The following is a 16,537-nucleotide window of genomic DNA, read 5'->3' as shown; positions in this document are numbered from 1 at the left end:
CTGCGGATCACGCGCGCAGACCCGCGTTCAAACTTTTGCGGATGGGGTGCATCCACCGCCAAAACCGGCTATGAGGGGGAACGTTCCGTTTCTCCTTCCAAAGTAGTTTCGTGCCCCCAGAACCCCTCCAAATTCTCAAGACCGTTTACGGCTATGACGCCTTTAGAGGGCGGCAGGCCCAGATCATCGATCATGTGATTGCCGGTAATGACGCCTTCGTGCTGATGCCGACAGGCGGGGGTAAATCGCTCTGCTATCAGATCCCCGCGCTTTGCCGGCCGGGCCTCGGGCTTATCGTCTCCCCGCTCATCGCGCTGATGGAAGATCAGGTGAGCGCGCTCAATCAGGCCGGCGTCAAGGCGGCAGCGCTCAATTCACGGCTGGAAGGGGCGCAGAAAGATCTACTCTGGCGGGAGACGGAAGAAGGCGCGCTCGATCTTCTTTATATGGCGCCTGAAACCTTGCTGAGAAACGGCACGCTGGCGCGCCTCCGCCGCCTGCCGCTCTCGCTCATTGCCATCGACGAAGCGCACTGCCTTTCCCAATGGGGGCACGATTTCCGCCCCGAATACCGCGCCCTCGACATGCTGGCGGACACCTTTCCCGGCGTGCCGCGCCTGGCGCTCACCGCCACAGCCGATGCGCCGACGCGCGCGGAGATTCTCTCGCATCTCAATATCGGCGAAGAAAACGCCTTCATCGCCGGTTTCGACCGGCCCAATATCCGCTATAGCGCGGCGGAAAAGACGAGCGCCACGCAACAGATGCTGCAATTTCTCGGCCCCCGCAAAGGCCAAAGCGGCATCGTCTATTGTCTTGCCAAAAAGAAGACGGAGGAAGTCGCCGCAACGCTGAACGAAAACGGCTTTACCGCGCTTCCCTATCATGCCGGCCTCGACATGCGTCAGCGCGAGGAAAACCAGCGCCGCTTCCAGCTTGAAGACGGCGTCATCATGGCGGCAACCATCGCCTTCGGCATGGGTATCGACAAGCCGGATGTGCGCTTCGTTCTGCATCTCGATCTGCCCGCCAGCATCGAGGCCTATTATCAGGAAACGGGACGCGCCGGGCGTGACGGGCTGCCAAGCGAAGCCTTGATGCTTTACGGCGCCTCCGACATGGCGCTGCGGCGGCGCTTTATCGACAATTCCGATGCGCCGGATATGCGCAAGCGCATGGAACATCAAAAGCTCGACGCGCTTTTAGGATTTGCCGAAACTACGCAGTGCCGCCGCCAGTCTCTATTGCGCTATTTCTCCGACGATTGCGTACCTTGCGGCAATTGCGACACCTGCCTTGAGCCGCCCGAAACCTTCGACGGTACGATCGCCGCGCAGAAACTTCTCTCCTGCATTTACCGCACGGGCGAGCGCTTCGGCCAGGCGCATGTCGTCAATGTGCTGCTCGGCAAGGAGACCGAGGGCACCTCGAAATGGGGTCATGACCGGCTGTCCACTTTCGGCATCGGCACCGAGCATGATGCCAATGGCTGGCGCTCGATCCTGCGCCAGCTCGTGGCGCATGGGCTGATCGCGGTCGATGTGACCGGCCATGGCGGGCTTTCCATCACGCCGAAGGGCCGCACTTTCCTCAAAGAAAGAGAAACGCTCGAGCTGCGCAAACCCAAGAAGCGCACAGGCAAGAAAGGCGCGCGGCGCGAGGCGCTGATGACCCTGCCGGAAGAAGCCCAGGTACTTTTCGAAAAACTGCGCGAGACCCGACTTGCCCTTGCCCGCGAGCAGGGCGTGCCGCCCTACGTCATCTTCCACGACAAGACGCTCGCCGAAATGGCCCTGATGCGCCCCCAGAACAATGGCGATCTGTCACTCATCTCCGGCATCGGCGAATCCAAACGCGCTAAATACGGCGCGGCCTTTTTGACCGTGATCCGGGAAGCGGCCATTTAACTTTTTTTGGGGGGGCCGGCAATGATGGCGCCGGGCCGTTCACACAGCTTGGGTCCAAGCGCTTGCCGCTTCCAACAAGGCGATTACTTCTTCATCCCTGGTCTGTGTAAAGTCACGGTAGTGCAACCCCACCGCTTGAAAAGGCTGGGGCGTTATCAAACAGATAATCCGGTCTACCAACGGCTTCAATTCTTCGAGCGTTTCGGCAGGCGCAAGGGGGACAGCCAGAACCAGATGAAGAGGCGTATTACGCCGCACACCACTTAGCGCCGCCTTTACCGTACCCCCTGTTGCAATGCCATCATCGACCACAATGACTGTCCGTCCCCATAGATCGAGCGGCGGGGCATTTCTTCGGTAAAGCGCTCGGCGGCGTTCGATTTCCCGCAACTCCCGAGCCATTTCCATATCGACATAGGCGGAGGTGACACCGAAAAGCGACGCCAAGGACTCATTCATGATAAGCTGAGGGTTGAAGCCATCCACGACCGCGCCAATACCGAATTCGGGCTGGCCGGGGGCACCGATCTTCCGAACGAAAAGTACATCGAGAGGCGCTTCAAGCGCCTTGGCGACCTCAAAGGCAACGGGTACGCCGCCGCGCGGCAATGCCAGCACAATCGGATGGCTGTCTTTATATTCGAGCAGCGCTTTGGCAAGTTCCCGGCCGGCTTCCCGCCTGTCCTCAAAGTACTCTTTCATGATGTATGCCTCCCGGCTGCGGGGCGCCTTACCGCCTCGGGCGGCAAAAAGGCGCGGAACCAGCGCACCGCATGATCCACCACCTGATCAAGCGTTCCCGGTTCTTCGAAAAGATGTCCTGCTCCAGGGATGATACGCAGCTCTTTCGTACCAGGAAGGCGTTTACAAGCCTGCCGGTTCAAATCCAACACCACATCGTCGCGCCCGCCAACGATCAAAAGCACCGGCACATGCACTTGCAAGAGATCATCGCCTGCCAGGTCCGGCCGCCCGCCACGCGAAACAACCGCGGCGATACGAGCTGCCGGATCCGCTGCTGCTACAAGCGCTGCGCCTGCGCCCGTGCTTGCTCCAAAATAGCCAATATTCAATTCGTGTAATGTTTTCTGTTCTCTTACCCAGGCCGTCGCGAGCAGCAGACGCCGTGCCAAAAGCGCAATATCGAATATGTTCCGCCGGTCCTCTTCTTCCTCTGCCGTCAGCAGATCGAGAAGGAGCGTGGCAAATTTCTCTTTCCTCAGAGCTGCTGCTACATGATTGTTGCGCGGGCTCAACCTTCCGCTACCATTGCCATGGGCGAAAATAATGACGCCTTGAGCTTTTTCCGGCACGCCGAGAAGTCCCTTCAGTTTCATGGAACCGAACTCGACTTCGCTTTGACCCTGCAAGTTCATCATCGCTCAAAGACCGAATGGATAAGTATCCGGCTCTCCATGTGAAGGCTCCATCCGCAAAGGAGTTACGGGAGAGGTTTCCTCGAACCAGACATAGGCATCGAATTGATCGGAAAGCACCGCTTGAAAATAGTGACTCAAAAATTCGCTCTCCGGCCGGTACACCACGCCGATTGCCCGCTCGCGCAAGGGCATACTTAGCGTATCCGCCAGCGCGCGCCGCGACGGTACGCTCCAATCGGTCAAGGAACGGGTGACCCCCGTTTTGCGGAAAGCAAATTCATAGCTGTCCTCGCGCGCAGGACGCACCGTCTTGATCTCCGCCGGACCGCCCCAATCGCTTGCCGCCATGACACGGCCCCGGTCCGTGCCGAAGCCGATCGCAATGGCATCTTTATCGAATGACTTCTTGCAAAGCTCACCGATATTGAACTCGCCCGCCCATCCCATGGAGGTAGCCGCGGCATTGCCGATATGTGAATTATGCGCCCAGACGACAGCCTTGGATTCCGGTCCTCGCATATCAAGCAGAGATACCAGCGTATCGAACATATGCCTGTCCCGCAGGTTCCAGGACTCGGCGCCGCCGCGATACATGATACGGTAATAATGCTCCGCCGCGCGGACGACGCGCGCATTTTGCGCTGCATCGAAATAATCATCTCCGTCCTGGCGGATGTAGTCGAGCCGACTGAACAGCATTTCTATCAGCTGTTCAACAATTGCCTCTTCGCAAGACTCTACCCTTCCGTACAAAACCGCATGGCCGTAACCCGCCGGATCATCTTGCCACGGCGTCAGACAGCCATATCGCATGCGCGCCCTCTCTGCCGCTAGCGGATCGATTTTCCGGAGATAGGTTAGTACGGTATGAATGGATTCCCCGAGGCTATAGACATCGAGACCGTGAAACGAAGCGCGGTCTTTCACATCTCTGCGTTCATTATGCGCACGCAACCAGCTGAGAAAGTCCATAACTTCCCGGTTGCGCCACATCCAAAAGGGGAAGCGGCTGAAGGCTCTGCTCCGGCCCGGGCGCGGGGCGCGGTGACGGACGTAACGGTCCAAATGCGCCGCATCCGGCCAATCTGCTTCAACAGCGACAATATTGAAGCCGTGGTTCTGGACGAGTTCCCGGGTAATGGCGGCGCGCGCTTTATAGAACTCGGCCGTGCCGTGCGTTGCTTCGCCAAGCAGAACCACACGAGCCGCACCAAAGCGGGAAAAAAGGCATCCAAAAGCCTCTGCATTCTCAGGAGGTGGAAGCGGTTCCATCATGACACCTTAACTTCGTGTCCGATAAACCGGCAGCAGCCCAGGCATGGCCGCCATCCTGCTGGCTAAGCGCTCGCAGATTGTGATGGATCGTTTCCCGTAGGATTGAAGATTGCAGCATGGAGTAGAGATAGGCTGCTGGGTTTTTGATGCCACGCTTATCGACTGCGACAAGGACTGCAGCTAGCGCCGCCCAACCATGTTTGGCAACTGCTTTCTGCCACACCTCAGGCCTTATCCGAACGTATTGGCGTAGCAACCAGACAATCGACCTCGACACCTCCTGAATGGCCGAAGGAGAGGGGTCTCCGAAAAGCAGCTCGTCCAGATGGTCCCTCGACAGTTGCCGCTGCAATGTGGGGGAGGCCTCGGTCATCAGACAGACGAGGTCCTTGTCGCTATCAGCTCGAGAGGAGTGAATTTGGAAAGGGGGAGGGCTTGGCCGCGCCCCTTCTGCCTGCCCTTGTACAAGGTCTGTAAGACCAGAGGTTTTATTGTAAAGGTTTAGGTGGACGCCCGTATCCGCCCGTCGGGCACAGAAGGACTTCTCTTGGTCGGGGTCGTCCGGGCTTCCTGAAGGAGCCGGAAGATCAATGCGTTCTTCATTCAACCGCTCCCGCTCCCTACGCTTCTTGTCGTCAAATTCCACAAGAGCATTTTCGAGTTCCGGCAATCGTCTCGCGAGAGGGCGCAAGTCAATACCGCCAGCACCATACCTCTGGTTAGCATTTGTGTAGCGACGCACCAGCCATCCATGCTCCTCCAATTGGCCTAATAACCTTCTGGCCGATCGCTCGGTTAGACCGCAAAGACCGGCGAGACGTGCGTTGCTGATAGTGGTTTTGACGTTTCCGGTTTTCCACGTATCCCGCTGTGTGTGCTGGATCAACACGATCAGAACTTCTTTGGCCTTACCAGGCAGGTCCGGCTCCAGGAGCGAGAACGCCATTCCCACAAGAGCGAAAGCCTTGATCGATGCGTAACCAGGTTCTCCGGCAAATTCTTCTGCAAGCATGTTCACTGCCTCAAAGTTGCCGGCACGTTTCACGAAACCTTTTGCAACTACAGCCTCGGCGCCAGCGTGAATTTCACATCCAGTAATTTCCATTTGCATTCGGCATCGGCTTAAAGTCCTGCGCACTGCATCAAGCAGTTGACAACAGGAAACCGTCGCCTAGAATCGTGCTCATGATTGAAGGAGCGCATTCCAAGCGTTTTCAAAAGCCCCGCAGTTCCAGCTGCGGGGTTTTTACTTTTCGGAAATCATCAAGCCAAAATCGTAGCCGTCCCTTCAATTAGGGCTTGCTGGCTCACCGGCGTTTCGTAGTAGAATCGCCGTGTTATGACTCTTTGGGTGGCTAGAGAGTGGTGGAGCCAGGCGGAATCGAACCGCCGACCTCTTGCATGCCATGCAAGCGCTCTCCCAACTGAGCTATGGCCCCGTACCATCTCGGTGAACCGGATTTGGGATGCCGCGGGCCTTGAAAGGCCGGGCGCCGGTTTGTTGCGGCTCTTCTAATCGATTCAGCCGCTGGCGTCTAGGGGGGCGGATATAGGCTGCATCTTGCCCCAGATCAAGGAAAACTTGCAGCCCGGCGCACCCTTTACCCGCGCTTAAGTCTCGTCGTCCTTCGCCACGCCGCCGCGCACGATGCTGGAAACGCCGTCATCGCTGTCCTCGTCATCGTCGAGGAAGTCGTCGTCCTCATCATCGTCCACATCGACATCGATATCGATATCGTCGTCGAAATCGATCTCGTCCTCATCGCTGTCCTCGTCCACCACCTTGGGCTCGGCACGCTTTTTCGGCTTCGGTGTTTCCACCGGCGGTTTGGGCGCTTTCGTGCGCTTGGCCGTCACGTCCTCGGGCACGAATTCGTGGCCGCATTTGGGACAATGCGCCGGATTTTTGGTAAGGTCGTAGAACTTCGCGCCACACTCCGGGCAGTCGCGTTTCGTTCCAAGTTCTGGCTTCGCCACAGTTCACTGCTCCCCGCACTTACGAACAGATTTTCCCATTGCCATGAAGCAAGGCTCCTGTCAAAACCTATTCGCGTGTTGCCCGCCAAGTTTGTCTTTTTTCGTCCGGTTGCAACCGCTTAAGGGCGCCGCGCTGCGCCGCACACATCCTCTCAAGCCCCGTTCCGAGGCCGCCTGGTCATGACCCTCACCGCCCAACCCTCCCGCGCCCTGCAAGGCACCATTGCCGTGCCCGGCGACAAGTCGATCTCCCACCGCGCGCTGATGCTGGGGGCGCTGGCCGTGGGCGAGACACGCGTCAGCGGGCTTCTGGAGGGCGAGGATGTGCTCGCCACCGGCGAGGCGCTGCGCCGGATGGGCGCCGAGATCACCCGCCATCAAGACGGCACCTGGTCGATCTGGGGGGTCGGCGTGGGCGGGCTGAAAGAGCCTGAAACCGTGCTCGATTTCGGCAATTCGGGCACCGGCGTCCGGCTGATGATGGGGATCGTCGCGGGCCACCCCATCACCGCCACCTTTACCGGCGATGCCTCGCTTTCCAAGCGCCCCATGGGCCGCGTCATCACGCCGCTCACCGAAATGGGCGCCCATATCCATGCGCGCGAAGGCGGGCGCCTGCCGCTCACCCTGACCGGGGCCGAGCGCGCGCTGCCCATCACCTATCCGCTGCCCGTCGCTTCCGCTCAAGTTAAGTCCGCCGTGCTTTTTGCCGGGCTGAACGCGCCGGGCCAGACGACGGTCATCGAGCCCGCGCCGACGCGCGATCATACCGAATTGATGCTGAAAGCCTTTGGCGCGCAGGTCGCGACGGAAGAAGGTCCGAAAGGCGTGCGCGTTATCCGCGTCACCGGCGAGCCGGAGCTGAAAGCCTGCACGCTGGCCGTGCCGGGGGACCCCTCTTCGGCGGCGTTTCCCGTCGTCGCCGCGCTGATCACGCCGGGCTCGGACATTACCGTGACCGGCATCACCCTCAACCCGCATAGATCGGGGCTCTATACGACGCTGATCGAGATGGGCGCAGATATCGAGATCCTGAACCAGCGCCAGGAAGGCGGCGAACCGGTGGCGGATCTGCGCGTCAAGGCAAGCGAGCTGAAAGGCATCGAGGTGCCGCCGGAGCGCGCGCCCTCGATGATCGATGAATATCCGGTGCTGGCCGTCGCCGCCTCTTTTGCAGAAGGCAAAACGGTCATGCGCGGGGCCGAGGAGCTGCGGGTAAAAGAAAGCGACCGGATTGCCGCCACCGCCGCCGGCCTCCGGGCCAATGGGGTGAAAGTGGAAGACCTGCCGGACGGCATGATCGTCGAAGGGCGCGCAGGCACCGTGGAAGGGGGCGGCCATGTCGCCACCCATATGGACCACCGCATCGCCATGTCGTTCCTCACGCTCGGGCTCGGCGCACAAAAACCCGTCACCATCGATGCGGGCGAGATGATCGCCACGAGCTTTCCGGACTTTACCGGGCTCATGCGCCGGCTGGGCGCGCAGCTGGAATCCGGAGCGAACGCATGATCATCGCGATCGACGGACCGGCTGCCGCCGGCAAAGGCACGCTTGCCCGCCAGATCGCCGATCATTTCGGTTATGCCTATCTCGATACCGGCTCGCTTTACCGGGCCGTTGCCCATGCCGTGGTTAAGGCGGGAAAAGAGCCTGGCGATGAAGCCGCAGCGCTGAAAGCCGCCAAAGAGCTCGATCCGGCCGCCATCGACCCCAAAGCCATCCGCACCGGTGAAATCGGCCAGGCCGCTTCCATCGTGGCGGCCATGCAGCCCGTCCGGGACGCAATCCTGGCTTTTCAGCGCAATTTCGCCGAAAACCCGCCGGGCGGCGCCCCCGGCGCGGTGCTCGACGGGCGGGATATCGGCACCGTGGTCTGCCCCGAGGCGGAGTTAAAACTTTTCGTCACGGCAAGCCCGGAGGTCAGAGCCCACCGGCGCTGGCTCGAACTCAAGAATTCGGGGTCTAAGGTCTCCGAGACACAAGTACTGGAAGAAGTACGCGAGCGGGACAAGCGCGACCGGGAACGGGCCCATTCCCCGCTCCTGCCCGCCGCCGATGCGCACTTGCTCGATACCTCGGATTTGAGTATAGAAGCGGCATTCAAGGCCGCTCTTGCCATAATAGAGAGTGGGCGGACGTAGGTGCGTGTTCCTTCGGTGAAGGCGCACCTTGAGGCGTTTGCCGATCCTGGGGAGCTTTAAGAGCCCCGCCGGATGCTTTGATTAGCTTAAAACCCTTGTTTCCTCGATGCCCCGAGGCACCGAATGACCGCGGGGAAGACCGCCGGAGCCAACCGTCGGCCGGAAATTTATTGATGACGTTAGGAGAAACGACTTGTCAGAAAGTCTCAACCCGACCCGCGACGATTTCGCGGCCATGCTCGAAGAAAGCTTCGAGCGCAATTCCGCCGAAGAAGGCTCGGTTGTCAAAGGCACCATCGTTGGTATCGAAAACGACCTGGCCATTATCGATGTCGGCCTGAAAACCGAAGGCCGCGTTGCCCTTAAAGAATTCAGCACCCCCGGCCATCCCGCCAATCTGTCCGTCGGCGATGAAGTGGAAGTCTTCCTAGACCGGATCGAAAACGCGATGGGCGAGGCTGTTCTCAGCCGCGAGAAAGCGCGCCGCGAAGAAGCCTGGGTGCGCCTGGAAAAAGCCTACGAAGCCACCGAACGTGTGGAAGGCCAGATCTTCGGCCGCGTCAAAGGCGGCTTCACGGTCGACCTCGACGGCGCCGTCGCCTTCCTGCCCGGCAGCCAGGTCGATATCCGCCCGGTGCGCGATGTCGGTCCGCTTCTCAACATTCCCCAGCCTTTCCAGATCCTGAAAATGGACAAGCGCCGCGGCAACATCGTTGTCTCGCGCCGCGCCGTGCTGGAAGAAACCCGCGCCGAACAGCGCCAGGAGCTCATCGAGAACCTCAAAGAAGGCGATGTGCGCGACGGCGTGGTCAAGAACATCACCGATTACGGCGCGTTCGTGGATCTGGGCGGCCTCGACGGGCTGTTGCACGTCACCGACATTTCCTGGCGCCGCGTCAACGACCCGCGCGAGGTTCTGTCCATCGGCCAGACCGTGAAAGTGCAGGTCATCAAGGTCAATCCGGACACGCAGCGTATCTCGCTCGGCATGAAGCAGCTTGAAGCCGATCCGTGGGAAGGCGTCGAAGCGAAATACCCGGTGGGTACGCGTTTCACCGGCCGCGTCACGAACATCACCGATTACGGTGCATTCGTGGAACTGGAAGCGGGCGTCGAAGGCCTGGTGCACGTCTCGGAAATGAGCTGGACCAAGAAAAACGTCCATCCTGGCAAAATCGTTTCCACCAGCCAGGAAGTGGAAGTCATGGTGCTCGAAGTCGATCCGGCCAAGCGCCGCATCTCGCTCGGCCTCAAGCAGTGCATGGACAATCCCTGGGCCGCTTTCGCAGAGCGCTATCCTTCCGGCACGCAGATCGAAGGCGAGATCAAGAACATCACCGAATTCGGTCTGTTCATCGGTCTCGACGGCGATGTGGACGGCATGGTGCACCTGTCCGATCTCGACTGGAACCGGGCCGGCGAAGACGCCATCCAGGACTACCAGAAGGGTCAGGTGGTCAAGGCCGTGGTGCTCGACGTGGACACGGAAAAAGAGCGCATCTCGCTCGGCATCAAGCAGCTCGACGGCGATCCCTTCGAAGCGGCTGCCGGCGAACTGCGCAAGGGTGCGACCGTTACCTGCACCGTTGCCGCCATTCATGAGAACGGCATCGATGTGACCGTGGGCGAAGAAGGCATGACCGCCTTTATCCGCCGCGGCGATCTGGCCCGCGACCGCGGCGACCAGCGTCCGGACCGTTTCGCGGTCGGCGACAAGGTCGATGCCCGCATCACCAATATCGACAAGGCAAGCCGCCGTCTCAGCCTCTCCGTCAAGGCGCTGGAAATCGCCGAGGAGAAACAGGCTGTGGCTCAGTACGGCTCGTCGGATTCGGGCGCCTCGCTCGGGGATATCCTCGGCGCGGCCCTGAAAGAAAAGCAGGGCGGCGGGGACGAATAATCCCCGTTGACCGGGCGGGACAAAATTCTCCGTTCGGGTTAGGCTGGCCTCCGTAAACCAGTCCGCCCGATCAAGAGGATGATCCTGTGTCGCTCGATACCGATCTGATTATCGACAGGCGGCGTCTCAAGCGCCGCCTGTCTTTTTGGCGCTTCGCCGCTATTATCCTGCTCGCTGCCGGCCTTTTCGCCTTCTTCGCGCAAAATGCAGGCTTCGGCCCCTCTCATCAGCACATCGCCCGCGTCTGGGTTTCCGGCGTCATCGTCGACGACACCCGCGTCCAGGACATGCTCGATGAGATCAAGAAAGACGAGAACGTCTCCGCGCTCATCCTGCGCATCGACAGTCCCGGCGGCACGACCACGGGCTCGGAAGCCCTTTACGAAAAAATCCGCGACGTAGCCGAGGTCAAACCGGTCGTCGCCGTGCTCGGCACGGTTGCCGCCTCGGGCGGCTATATCGCCGCCATTTCCGCCGATCATATCGTTGCCCGGGGCAACACGATCACGGGCTCGGTGGGCGTGCTTTTCCAATGGGCGCAGATGAAAGAGCTGCTCGGCCATATCGGCATCGAGATGAAAGAGGTGAAATCGAGCCCGCTCAAAGCCGAACCCAATCCCTTCTCCGAACCCTCCCGCGAGGCGATCCGCGCCACCCAGGCCATGATCGACGCTTCCTATGACTGGTTCCTCGGCCTTGTCCAGGAACGGCGGGGCTTCGATAAGGCCCGCGCCCGCGAGCTGGGCGACGGGCGGGTCTATACCGGCTGGCAGGCCAAGGAAAACGGCCTGATCGATGCCATTGGCGGGGAGGAAGAAGCCCTTGCCTGGCTCTCGGCGGAGCGGCAAATCAACAGCGAATTGCCCGTGGAAGACTGGGAAGTGCGCGAGGAACCTTATGAACTGGCCACTTTCATGGGCCGGGCCATGGGTGAGGCATTTTCGCAGGCAATTGCCGAAACAACCCAAAAAACGTTGCAGACAGAGGGACTTACGCTTGACGGGCTGATAAGCGTTTGGCACCCTGACCGCCGCTGACGGGTTGAGGCGGCATGGCTGCCCCTCCCGCGCCAAAAAAGGGGTTGGGAGCCATGATCAAGTCGGAACTCGTTGCCAAGCTGGCGCAAGCCAATCCGCATCTGTTCCAGCGGGATGTCGAGCGCATTGTCGCAACGGTCTTCGATGAGATCAGCGCGGCACTGGCCAGAGGCGACCGGGTGGAGCTGCGCGGCTTCGGCGCCTTCTCCGTGAAGTCCCGCCCCGCGCGCACCGGCCGCAACCCGCGCACCGGTCAGCCCGTGCATGTGGACGAGAAGTTCGTGCCTTTCTTCAAGACGGGCAAGGAACTGCGCGAGCGGCTGAATGACGGCGATGGCGGCAGCGACGACGACGATAATTGAGTCCTGCCGGCGGATGATGCGCCGGGACCCGCAATAGGAGCGGTCTTTGAGAATTTTGTCCTGGCTTTTGCTTTTGCCGCTTTGTCTGGTCACGCTCTATCTGGCGGTGGCCAACCGGCACAGCGTGCTTTTCAGCCTTGATGCCTTCGAGCCGGAAAATCCGGCCATCGCGCTTGAAATGCCGCTTTTCCTGGTGGTGCTCGCCGCGATCTTTCTGGGCATGCTGATCGGCGGCGCCGCCGTTCTGACGGGGCGATGGCGCAAAGACCGTGCCCGCAAGGCAAAGAGCAGCGCCAAAACCCCCGCCGCGGGAGGCTCAACCGCCATTGTACCCAGCAAAATGGGCTGACGCCCCGCTCTCTTAAGACCGCCCGTTAGACCGCCCCGTTCCTTTACGCCTTTGCCCCCAAGGCACCCGCCCTGCCCGGCTTATGGCCGAGCTGCGCCGGGGCTGCTATAAGGCCCACACTTCGCCCGCCTGGGGCCGCCGACCGCGACAGAAGGAGATATCACATGAGCCAGACAGGGACGCAAAATTGGACCGTCTATCTTTCCGGTGAAATCCACACGGACTGGCGCGAGCAGATTGCCGAAGGCGTGCGGGCAAAAAACCTGCCCGTCACCCTGGTGTCGCCCGTGACCGACCATGCCTCCTCGGACGAATGCGGCGTGCGCATTCTGGGCAATGAAGAAAGCAATTTCTGGACGGACCACAAGGGCGCCAAGGTGAACGCCATTCGCACCCGCGCGTTAATGGAAAGATCGGATATTGTGGTCGTGCGTTTCGGGGATAAATATAAACAATGGAACGCGGCTTTCGATGCAGGCTATGCGGCCGCGCTCGGCAAATCGATCATCACGCTGCATGACCCGGCGCTGACCCATGCGCTCAAAGAAGTGGACGGCGCGGCCATGGCCGTGGCGAGCGAGCCCGGCCAGATCGTTGAAATTCTGGATTACGTGATCAATGGCGCGCTGCCTGCCAGCCGCCGCGCGGCAGCGGCCGAATAAGGCAACCGCGCCTCAAGGCCGAAGACCAAGGATCAAGGCCGCAGATGAAGGAGAGACCCATGTCCAAGCTCTTTCGCAACCCGATTTTTTGCGGTCTCGACACGCATGATCTGGATGAAGCCGAGCGCCTTGCCAAAACCTTGGTGCCGGTCGTGGGCGGACTGAAAATCGGCCTTGAGTTCTTCTACGCCTTCGGGCGCTCGGGCTATGAGCGGATCGCGGAGACGGGCGTGCCGATCTTCCTCGATCTCAAATTGCACGATATTCCCAATACCGTAGCAGGCGGCATCCGCTCTCTCCTTTCCTTGCAGCCGGCGATCATGAATGTGCATGCCAGCGGCGGCATCGAGATGATGAAGCGCGCGCGCGGTGTCGTGGAAGAGGAAGGCGACGGGCGGCCCTGGCTGATCGGCGTGACGCTGCTCACCAGCCTCGATGCCGGCGACATTGCCCGGCTGGGCGCCCAAGGCAGCCCGTCGGATCAGGTGCGCCGCCTTGCCGCCGCCGCTCAAGAAGCCGGGCTCGACGGCGTGGTCTGCAGCCCTCAGGAAGTCGAAGTGCTGCGCCAGGATTGCGGGTCCGATTTCAAACTGATCGTGCCCGGCATCCGTATGAAAGGCGAAAGCGCGGATGACCAAAAACGCGTCATGACCCCTTCCGATGCGCTGGTGCATGGGGCCGATATTCTAGTGATCTCCCGCCCCATCATCCGCGCGGCGGACCCTGCGGCAGCGGTGGAAAACATTCTGGCCGATCTGCCGCCCGCCGCCTGATCTTAATTTTTGAGCCCACCCTTGGGGAAACCGATGAGCCTTCACGTCAAAATCTGCGGCCTGAAAACGGAAGAAATGATCCGCGCGGCGGCAGCGGCGGGGGCGGATTCCATCGGCTTCGTCTTTTTTGAAAAGAGCCCGCGCTATCTCACCATGGGTGAGGCGATGAAGCTGCGCCGGGCGGTGCCCGAAGGGGTGTGGGTGGTGGCGCTGCTCGTCGACCCGGATAATGCCCTGCTCGATGATCTCGTGACTTACGTGCACCCCGACGTCATCCAGCTGCATGGCAAGGAAAGCCCGCAGCGGGTGGCCGAGATACGGGCCCGGACCCATATTCCCGTGATGAAGGCCATCGCCGTTTCGGGGCCGGAAGATGTAACGGGCGCAGAGGCTTACGAGCCTTTTGTGGATATGTTGCTGTTCGATGCCAAACCGCCTAAAACCATGGCGGGCGCCTTGCCCGGCGGCAACGGGCTTGCCTTCGACTGGGAGCTGATCGGCACGCGCAAACCGCGCAAGCCCTGGATGCTTTCAGGCGGTCTGACCCCCTTGAACGTGGCCGAGGCGATACGCACCGCCGGGGCAACCATGGTGGATGTGTCCTCGGGCGTCGAAAGCGCGCCGGGGGAAAAGGATGCGGCGCTTGTCGAGGCCTTTATCCGGGCTGCCAAGCAAGATGCCGATATGGTCAAAGTAAAGGAGTGATCAGCGTGAGTGCTCTCGAGCCCAATTCCTACCGGACCGGTCCGGACGAGCGCGGCCATTTCGGTATTTTCGGCGGGCGCTTCGTCGCCGAAACGCTGATGCCGCTGATCCTCGATCTGGAGCAGGCCTATAAGGACGCGAAAAACGATCCGGCCTTCCATGCCGAACTCGACGATCTGGCCCGCCATTATGCCGGGCGCCCGAGCCCGCTTTATTATGCCGAGCGGCTGACCGAGCATCTGGGCGGCGCGAAAATCTATTTCAAGCGCGACGAGCTCAACCATACCGGCTCGCACAAGATCAATAATTGCCTGGGGCAAATCCAGCTTGCCCGGCGCATGGGCAAGACACGCATCATCGCCGAAACGGGCGCGGGCCAGCACGGCGTTGCGACGGCGACGGTGGCGGCACGCTTCGGCCTGCCGTGCGTCGTCTATATGGGCGCGACCGATATCGAGCGGCAAAAGCCGAATGTCTTCCGCATGAAGCTTTTGGGCGCGGAAGTCGTGCCCGTCACCTCCGGCACCGGCACGCTGAAAGACGCCATGAACGAGGCGCTGCGCGACTGGGTCACGAATGTCGCCGATACCTTCTACATTATCGGCACGGCGGCAGGACCTCACCCTTATCCGCAAATGGTGCGCGATTTTCAATCCGTCATCGGCAAGGAAGCCAAGGAACAGATGCAGGAACGCGAAGGGCGCCTGCCCGACACGCTGGTTGCCTGCATCGGCGGCGGCTCGAATGCGATCGGCCTTTTCCATCCTTTCCTAGACGACAAGTCCGTGGAAATTCTCGGCGTGGAAGCGGCCGGTAAAGGCATCGAGACGGGCGAGCATTGCGCCTCTCTCGCAGGCGGCGAGCCGGGTGTCCTCCATGGCAACCGCACTTATCTTCTGCAGACGGATGATGGACAGATCAAGGACGGCCATTCGATTTCCGCCGGGCTCGATTATCCGGGCATCGGGCCGGAACATTCCTGGCTGAAGGAAATCGGCCGGGCGAAATATGTGTCCATACGCGACGACGAGGCGCTGGATGCCTTCCAGCTTTGCACGCGCCTTGAAGGGATCATTCCCGCGCTCGAGCCGGCCCACGCGCTTGCCCATGTCGTCAAGATCGCACCGAAACTGCCGAAGGATCACATCATCCTGATGAATATGTGCGGGCGCGGCGACAAGGACGTCTTTTCGGTCGCCGAACATCTGGGGGTAAGCCTGTGAGCACGCGTGTCGATGCCCGTTTCGAAAAACTGAAAGCGGAAGGACGCACCGCCTTCGTGGCTTTCATTACCGCGGGCGATCCGGACCTGGAAAGCTCCTATGAACTGCTTGCGGGGCTGCCCGGCGCAGGCGTCGACATTATCGAACTTGGCATGCCTTTCACCGACCCGATGGCGGACGGCCCTTCCGTGCAAGCCTCCACCATCCGCGCGCTTAAAGCGGGCCAGACCATGATCAAGACGCTGGACATGGTGCGCCGCTTCCGCGCGGGCGGCGACAATGAAACGCCGATCGTGCTGATGGGCTATTACAACCCCATTTACCGCTACGGCGTCGATGCCTTTCTGAAAGATGCCGTGGAAGCGGGTGTCGACGGGCTCATCATCGTCGATCTGCCGCCCGAGGAAGACGAAGAACTGTGTTTGCCCGCCATCAAGGCGGGCGTCAATTTCATCCGTCTTGCAACGCCGACGACGGACGATAAACGCCTTCCCGCCGTGGTCGCCCATACGACGGGCTTCATCTATTACGTCTCGATCACCGGCATTACCGGGGCGGCAAGCGCGGTAACAGGCGATGTGGAAGCGGCTGTGGCGCGCATCCGCAAATATACGCAATTGCCTGTCGTGGTCGGTTTCGGCATAAAAACGCCGGCGCAGGCCGCAGAACTTGGCGCGGTTGCGGACGGGGCCGTGGTAGGCTCGGCCATTGTCGATGCGGTGCGCGGGGAACTCGGCGCGGACGGCAAAATGAAGCCGGGCGGCACGGGCCGGGTGCTGGAAAAAGTACGCGCTCTTGCCGACGGCGCCCATAGTGCCCGGCGCGCGGCAGCGGAATAAGTCTC

The 16,537-nt window shown here is 60.8% G+C and carries 17 protein-coding genes and 1 tRNA gene; 12 read left to right on the top strand and 6 right to left on the bottom strand.

Features of this window, described 5'->3' with window-relative positions:
• Nucleotides 1-110: 110 nt before the first annotated feature.
• On the top strand, nucleotides 111-1,907 hold the full coding sequence (gene recQ, locus M2A_RS14175; RefSeq protein WP_045448791.1) for a DNA helicase RecQ: 1,797 nt from the start codon (nucleotides 111-113) through the stop codon (nucleotides 1,905-1,907).
• A 39-nt stretch (nucleotides 1,908-1,946) separates the two neighbouring features.
• On the opposite strand, the gene M2A_RS14170 is transcribed toward recQ, so the two are convergent.
• The 6 genes from M2A_RS14170 to M2A_RS14145 all read right to left on the bottom strand — a co-directional run bounded on the left by M2A_RS14170 (nucleotide 1,947) and on the right by M2A_RS14145 (nucleotide 6,538).
• Nucleotides 1,947-2,609 (bottom strand): phosphoribosyltransferase, encoded by a 663-nt coding sequence (locus M2A_RS14170; RefSeq protein WP_045448789.1) that lies wholly within the window; start codon nucleotides 2,607-2,609, stop codon nucleotides 1,947-1,949.
• Entirely contained in the window at nucleotides 2,606-3,286 is a 681-nt protein-coding gene (locus M2A_RS14165; protein WP_156101774.1) for an alpha/beta fold hydrolase, read from the bottom strand. Before M2A_RS14165 ends, M2A_RS14170 begins: the two co-directional genes overlap by 4 nt.
• A gap of 3 nt (nucleotides 3,287-3,289) precedes the next feature.
• Nucleotides 3,290-4,561, bottom strand: coding sequence for an erythromycin esterase family protein (locus M2A_RS14160; RefSeq protein ID WP_045448787.1), 1,272 nt, complete (start codon nucleotides 4,559-4,561; stop codon nucleotides 3,290-3,292).
• Complete coding sequence (locus M2A_RS14155; RefSeq protein WP_045448785.1) at nucleotides 4,536-5,672, bottom strand: helix-turn-helix domain-containing protein; 1,137 nt, start codon at nucleotides 5,670-5,672, stop codon at nucleotides 4,536-4,538. The genes M2A_RS14160 and M2A_RS14155 overlap by 26 nt, the downstream gene beginning before the upstream one ends.
• Nucleotides 5,673-5,924: 252 nt before the next feature.
• Nucleotides 5,925-6,000, bottom strand: a tRNA-Ala gene (locus M2A_RS14150).
• 172 nt (nucleotides 6,001-6,172) lie between these two features.
• Nucleotides 6,173-6,538, bottom strand: a complete 366-nt coding sequence (locus M2A_RS14145) for a TIGR02300 family protein (protein ID WP_045448783.1) — start codon at nucleotides 6,536-6,538, stop codon at nucleotides 6,173-6,175.
• A gap of 180 nt (nucleotides 6,539-6,718) precedes the next feature.
• Here M2A_RS14145 and aroA point away from each other — a divergent pair, with 180 nt between their 5' ends.
• The 11 genes from aroA to trpA all read left to right on the top strand — a co-directional run bounded on the left by aroA (nucleotide 6,719) and on the right by trpA (nucleotide 16,532).
• Nucleotides 6,719-8,050: a 3-phosphoshikimate 1-carboxyvinyltransferase gene (aroA, locus tag M2A_RS14140; RefSeq protein WP_045448780.1), complete on the top strand. Its 1,332-nt coding sequence runs from the start codon at nucleotides 6,719-6,721 to the stop codon at nucleotides 8,048-8,050.
• Nucleotides 8,047-8,682, top strand: coding sequence for a (d)CMP kinase (gene cmk, locus M2A_RS14135; RefSeq protein ID WP_045448777.1), 636 nt, complete (start codon nucleotides 8,047-8,049; stop codon nucleotides 8,680-8,682). The genes aroA and cmk overlap by 4 nt, the downstream gene beginning before the upstream one ends.
• Nucleotides 8,683-8,875: 193 nt before the next feature.
• On the top strand, nucleotides 8,876-10,582 hold the full coding sequence (gene rpsA, locus M2A_RS14130) for a 30S ribosomal protein S1 (RefSeq protein ID WP_081875643.1): 1,707 nt from the start codon (nucleotides 8,876-8,878) through the stop codon (nucleotides 10,580-10,582).
• Nucleotides 10,583-10,668: 86 nt separating this feature from the next.
• Nucleotides 10,669-11,619: a signal peptide peptidase SppA gene (sppA, locus tag M2A_RS14125; protein WP_045448775.1), complete on the top strand. Its 951-nt coding sequence runs from the start codon at nucleotides 10,669-10,671 to the stop codon at nucleotides 11,617-11,619.
• Between the two features lie 53 nt (nucleotides 11,620-11,672).
• The gene (ihfB, locus tag M2A_RS14120; RefSeq protein WP_045448773.1) at nucleotides 11,673-11,981 is read left to right on the top strand and encodes an integration host factor subunit beta; all 309 of its coding nucleotides are present in this window, start codon (nucleotides 11,673-11,675) and stop codon (nucleotides 11,979-11,981) included.
• 46 nt (nucleotides 11,982-12,027) lie between these two features.
• Complete coding sequence (locus M2A_RS14115) at nucleotides 12,028-12,330, top strand: LapA family protein (protein WP_045448770.1); 303 nt, start codon at nucleotides 12,028-12,030, stop codon at nucleotides 12,328-12,330.
• Between the two features lie 164 nt (nucleotides 12,331-12,494).
• Entirely contained in the window at nucleotides 12,495-12,992 is a 498-nt protein-coding gene (locus M2A_RS14110; protein ID WP_045448767.1) for a YtoQ family protein, read from the top strand.
• Between the two features lie 59 nt (nucleotides 12,993-13,051).
• The gene (gene pyrF, locus M2A_RS14105) at nucleotides 13,052-13,765 is read left to right on the top strand and encodes an orotidine-5'-phosphate decarboxylase (protein ID WP_045448764.1); all 714 of its coding nucleotides are present in this window, start codon (nucleotides 13,052-13,054) and stop codon (nucleotides 13,763-13,765) included.
• A 33-nt stretch (nucleotides 13,766-13,798) separates the two neighbouring features.
• Entirely contained in the window at nucleotides 13,799-14,470 is a 672-nt protein-coding gene (locus M2A_RS14100; RefSeq protein ID WP_045448761.1) for a phosphoribosylanthranilate isomerase, read from the top strand.
• Nucleotides 14,471-14,475: 5 nt separating this feature from the next.
• A complete protein-coding gene (gene trpB / locus M2A_RS14095) occupies nucleotides 14,476-15,693 on the top strand; it encodes a tryptophan synthase subunit beta (RefSeq protein ID WP_045448847.1) in 1,218 nt (405 codons plus the stop codon).
• A complete protein-coding gene (gene trpA / locus M2A_RS14090; RefSeq protein ID WP_045448759.1) occupies nucleotides 15,690-16,532 on the top strand; it encodes a tryptophan synthase subunit alpha in 843 nt (280 codons plus the stop codon). The genes trpB and trpA overlap by 4 nt, the downstream gene beginning before the upstream one ends.
• Nucleotides 16,533-16,537 lie beyond the last annotated feature (5 nt).

It is taken from the genome of Tepidicaulis marinus (assembly GCF_000739695.1).
GTDB classification, from domain to species: Bacteria; Pseudomonadota; Alphaproteobacteria; order Parvibaculales; family Parvibaculaceae; genus Tepidicaulis; species Tepidicaulis marinus.
This window is presented reverse-complemented; position numbering and strand designations above follow the sequence as displayed.

Coding starts and splice junctions, on each gene's coding strand:
- M2A_RS14170 (WP_045448789.1), bottom strand. CDS start 2,609: ATGAAAGAGTACTTTGAGGACAGGCGGGAAGCCGGCCGGGAACTTGCC.
- M2A_RS14165 (WP_156101774.1), bottom strand. CDS start 3,286: ATGATGAACTTGCAGGGTCAAAGCGAAGTCGAGTTCGGTTCCATGAAA.
- M2A_RS14160 (WP_045448787.1), bottom strand. CDS start 4,561: ATGATGGAACCGCTTCCACCTCCTGAGAATGCAGAGGCTTTTGGATGC.
- M2A_RS14155 (WP_045448785.1), bottom strand. CDS start 5,672: ATGCAAATGGAAATTACTGGATGTGAAATTCACGCTGGCGCCGAGGCT.
- aroA (WP_045448780.1), top strand. CDS start 6,719: ATGACCCTCACCGCCCAACCCTCCCGCGCCCTGCAAGGCACCATTGCC.
- cmk (WP_045448777.1), top strand. CDS start 8,047: ATGATCATCGCGATCGACGGACCGGCTGCCGCCGGCAAAGGCACGCTT.
- ihfB (WP_045448773.1), top strand. CDS start 11,673: ATGATCAAGTCGGAACTCGTTGCCAAGCTGGCGCAAGCCAATCCGCAT.
- M2A_RS14110 (WP_045448767.1), top strand. CDS start 12,495: ATGAGCCAGACAGGGACGCAAAATTGGACCGTCTATCTTTCCGGTGAA.
- pyrF (WP_045448764.1), top strand. CDS start 13,052: ATGTCCAAGCTCTTTCGCAACCCGATTTTTTGCGGTCTCGACACGCAT.
- M2A_RS14100 (WP_045448761.1), top strand. CDS start 13,799: ATGAGCCTTCACGTCAAAATCTGCGGCCTGAAAACGGAAGAAATGATC.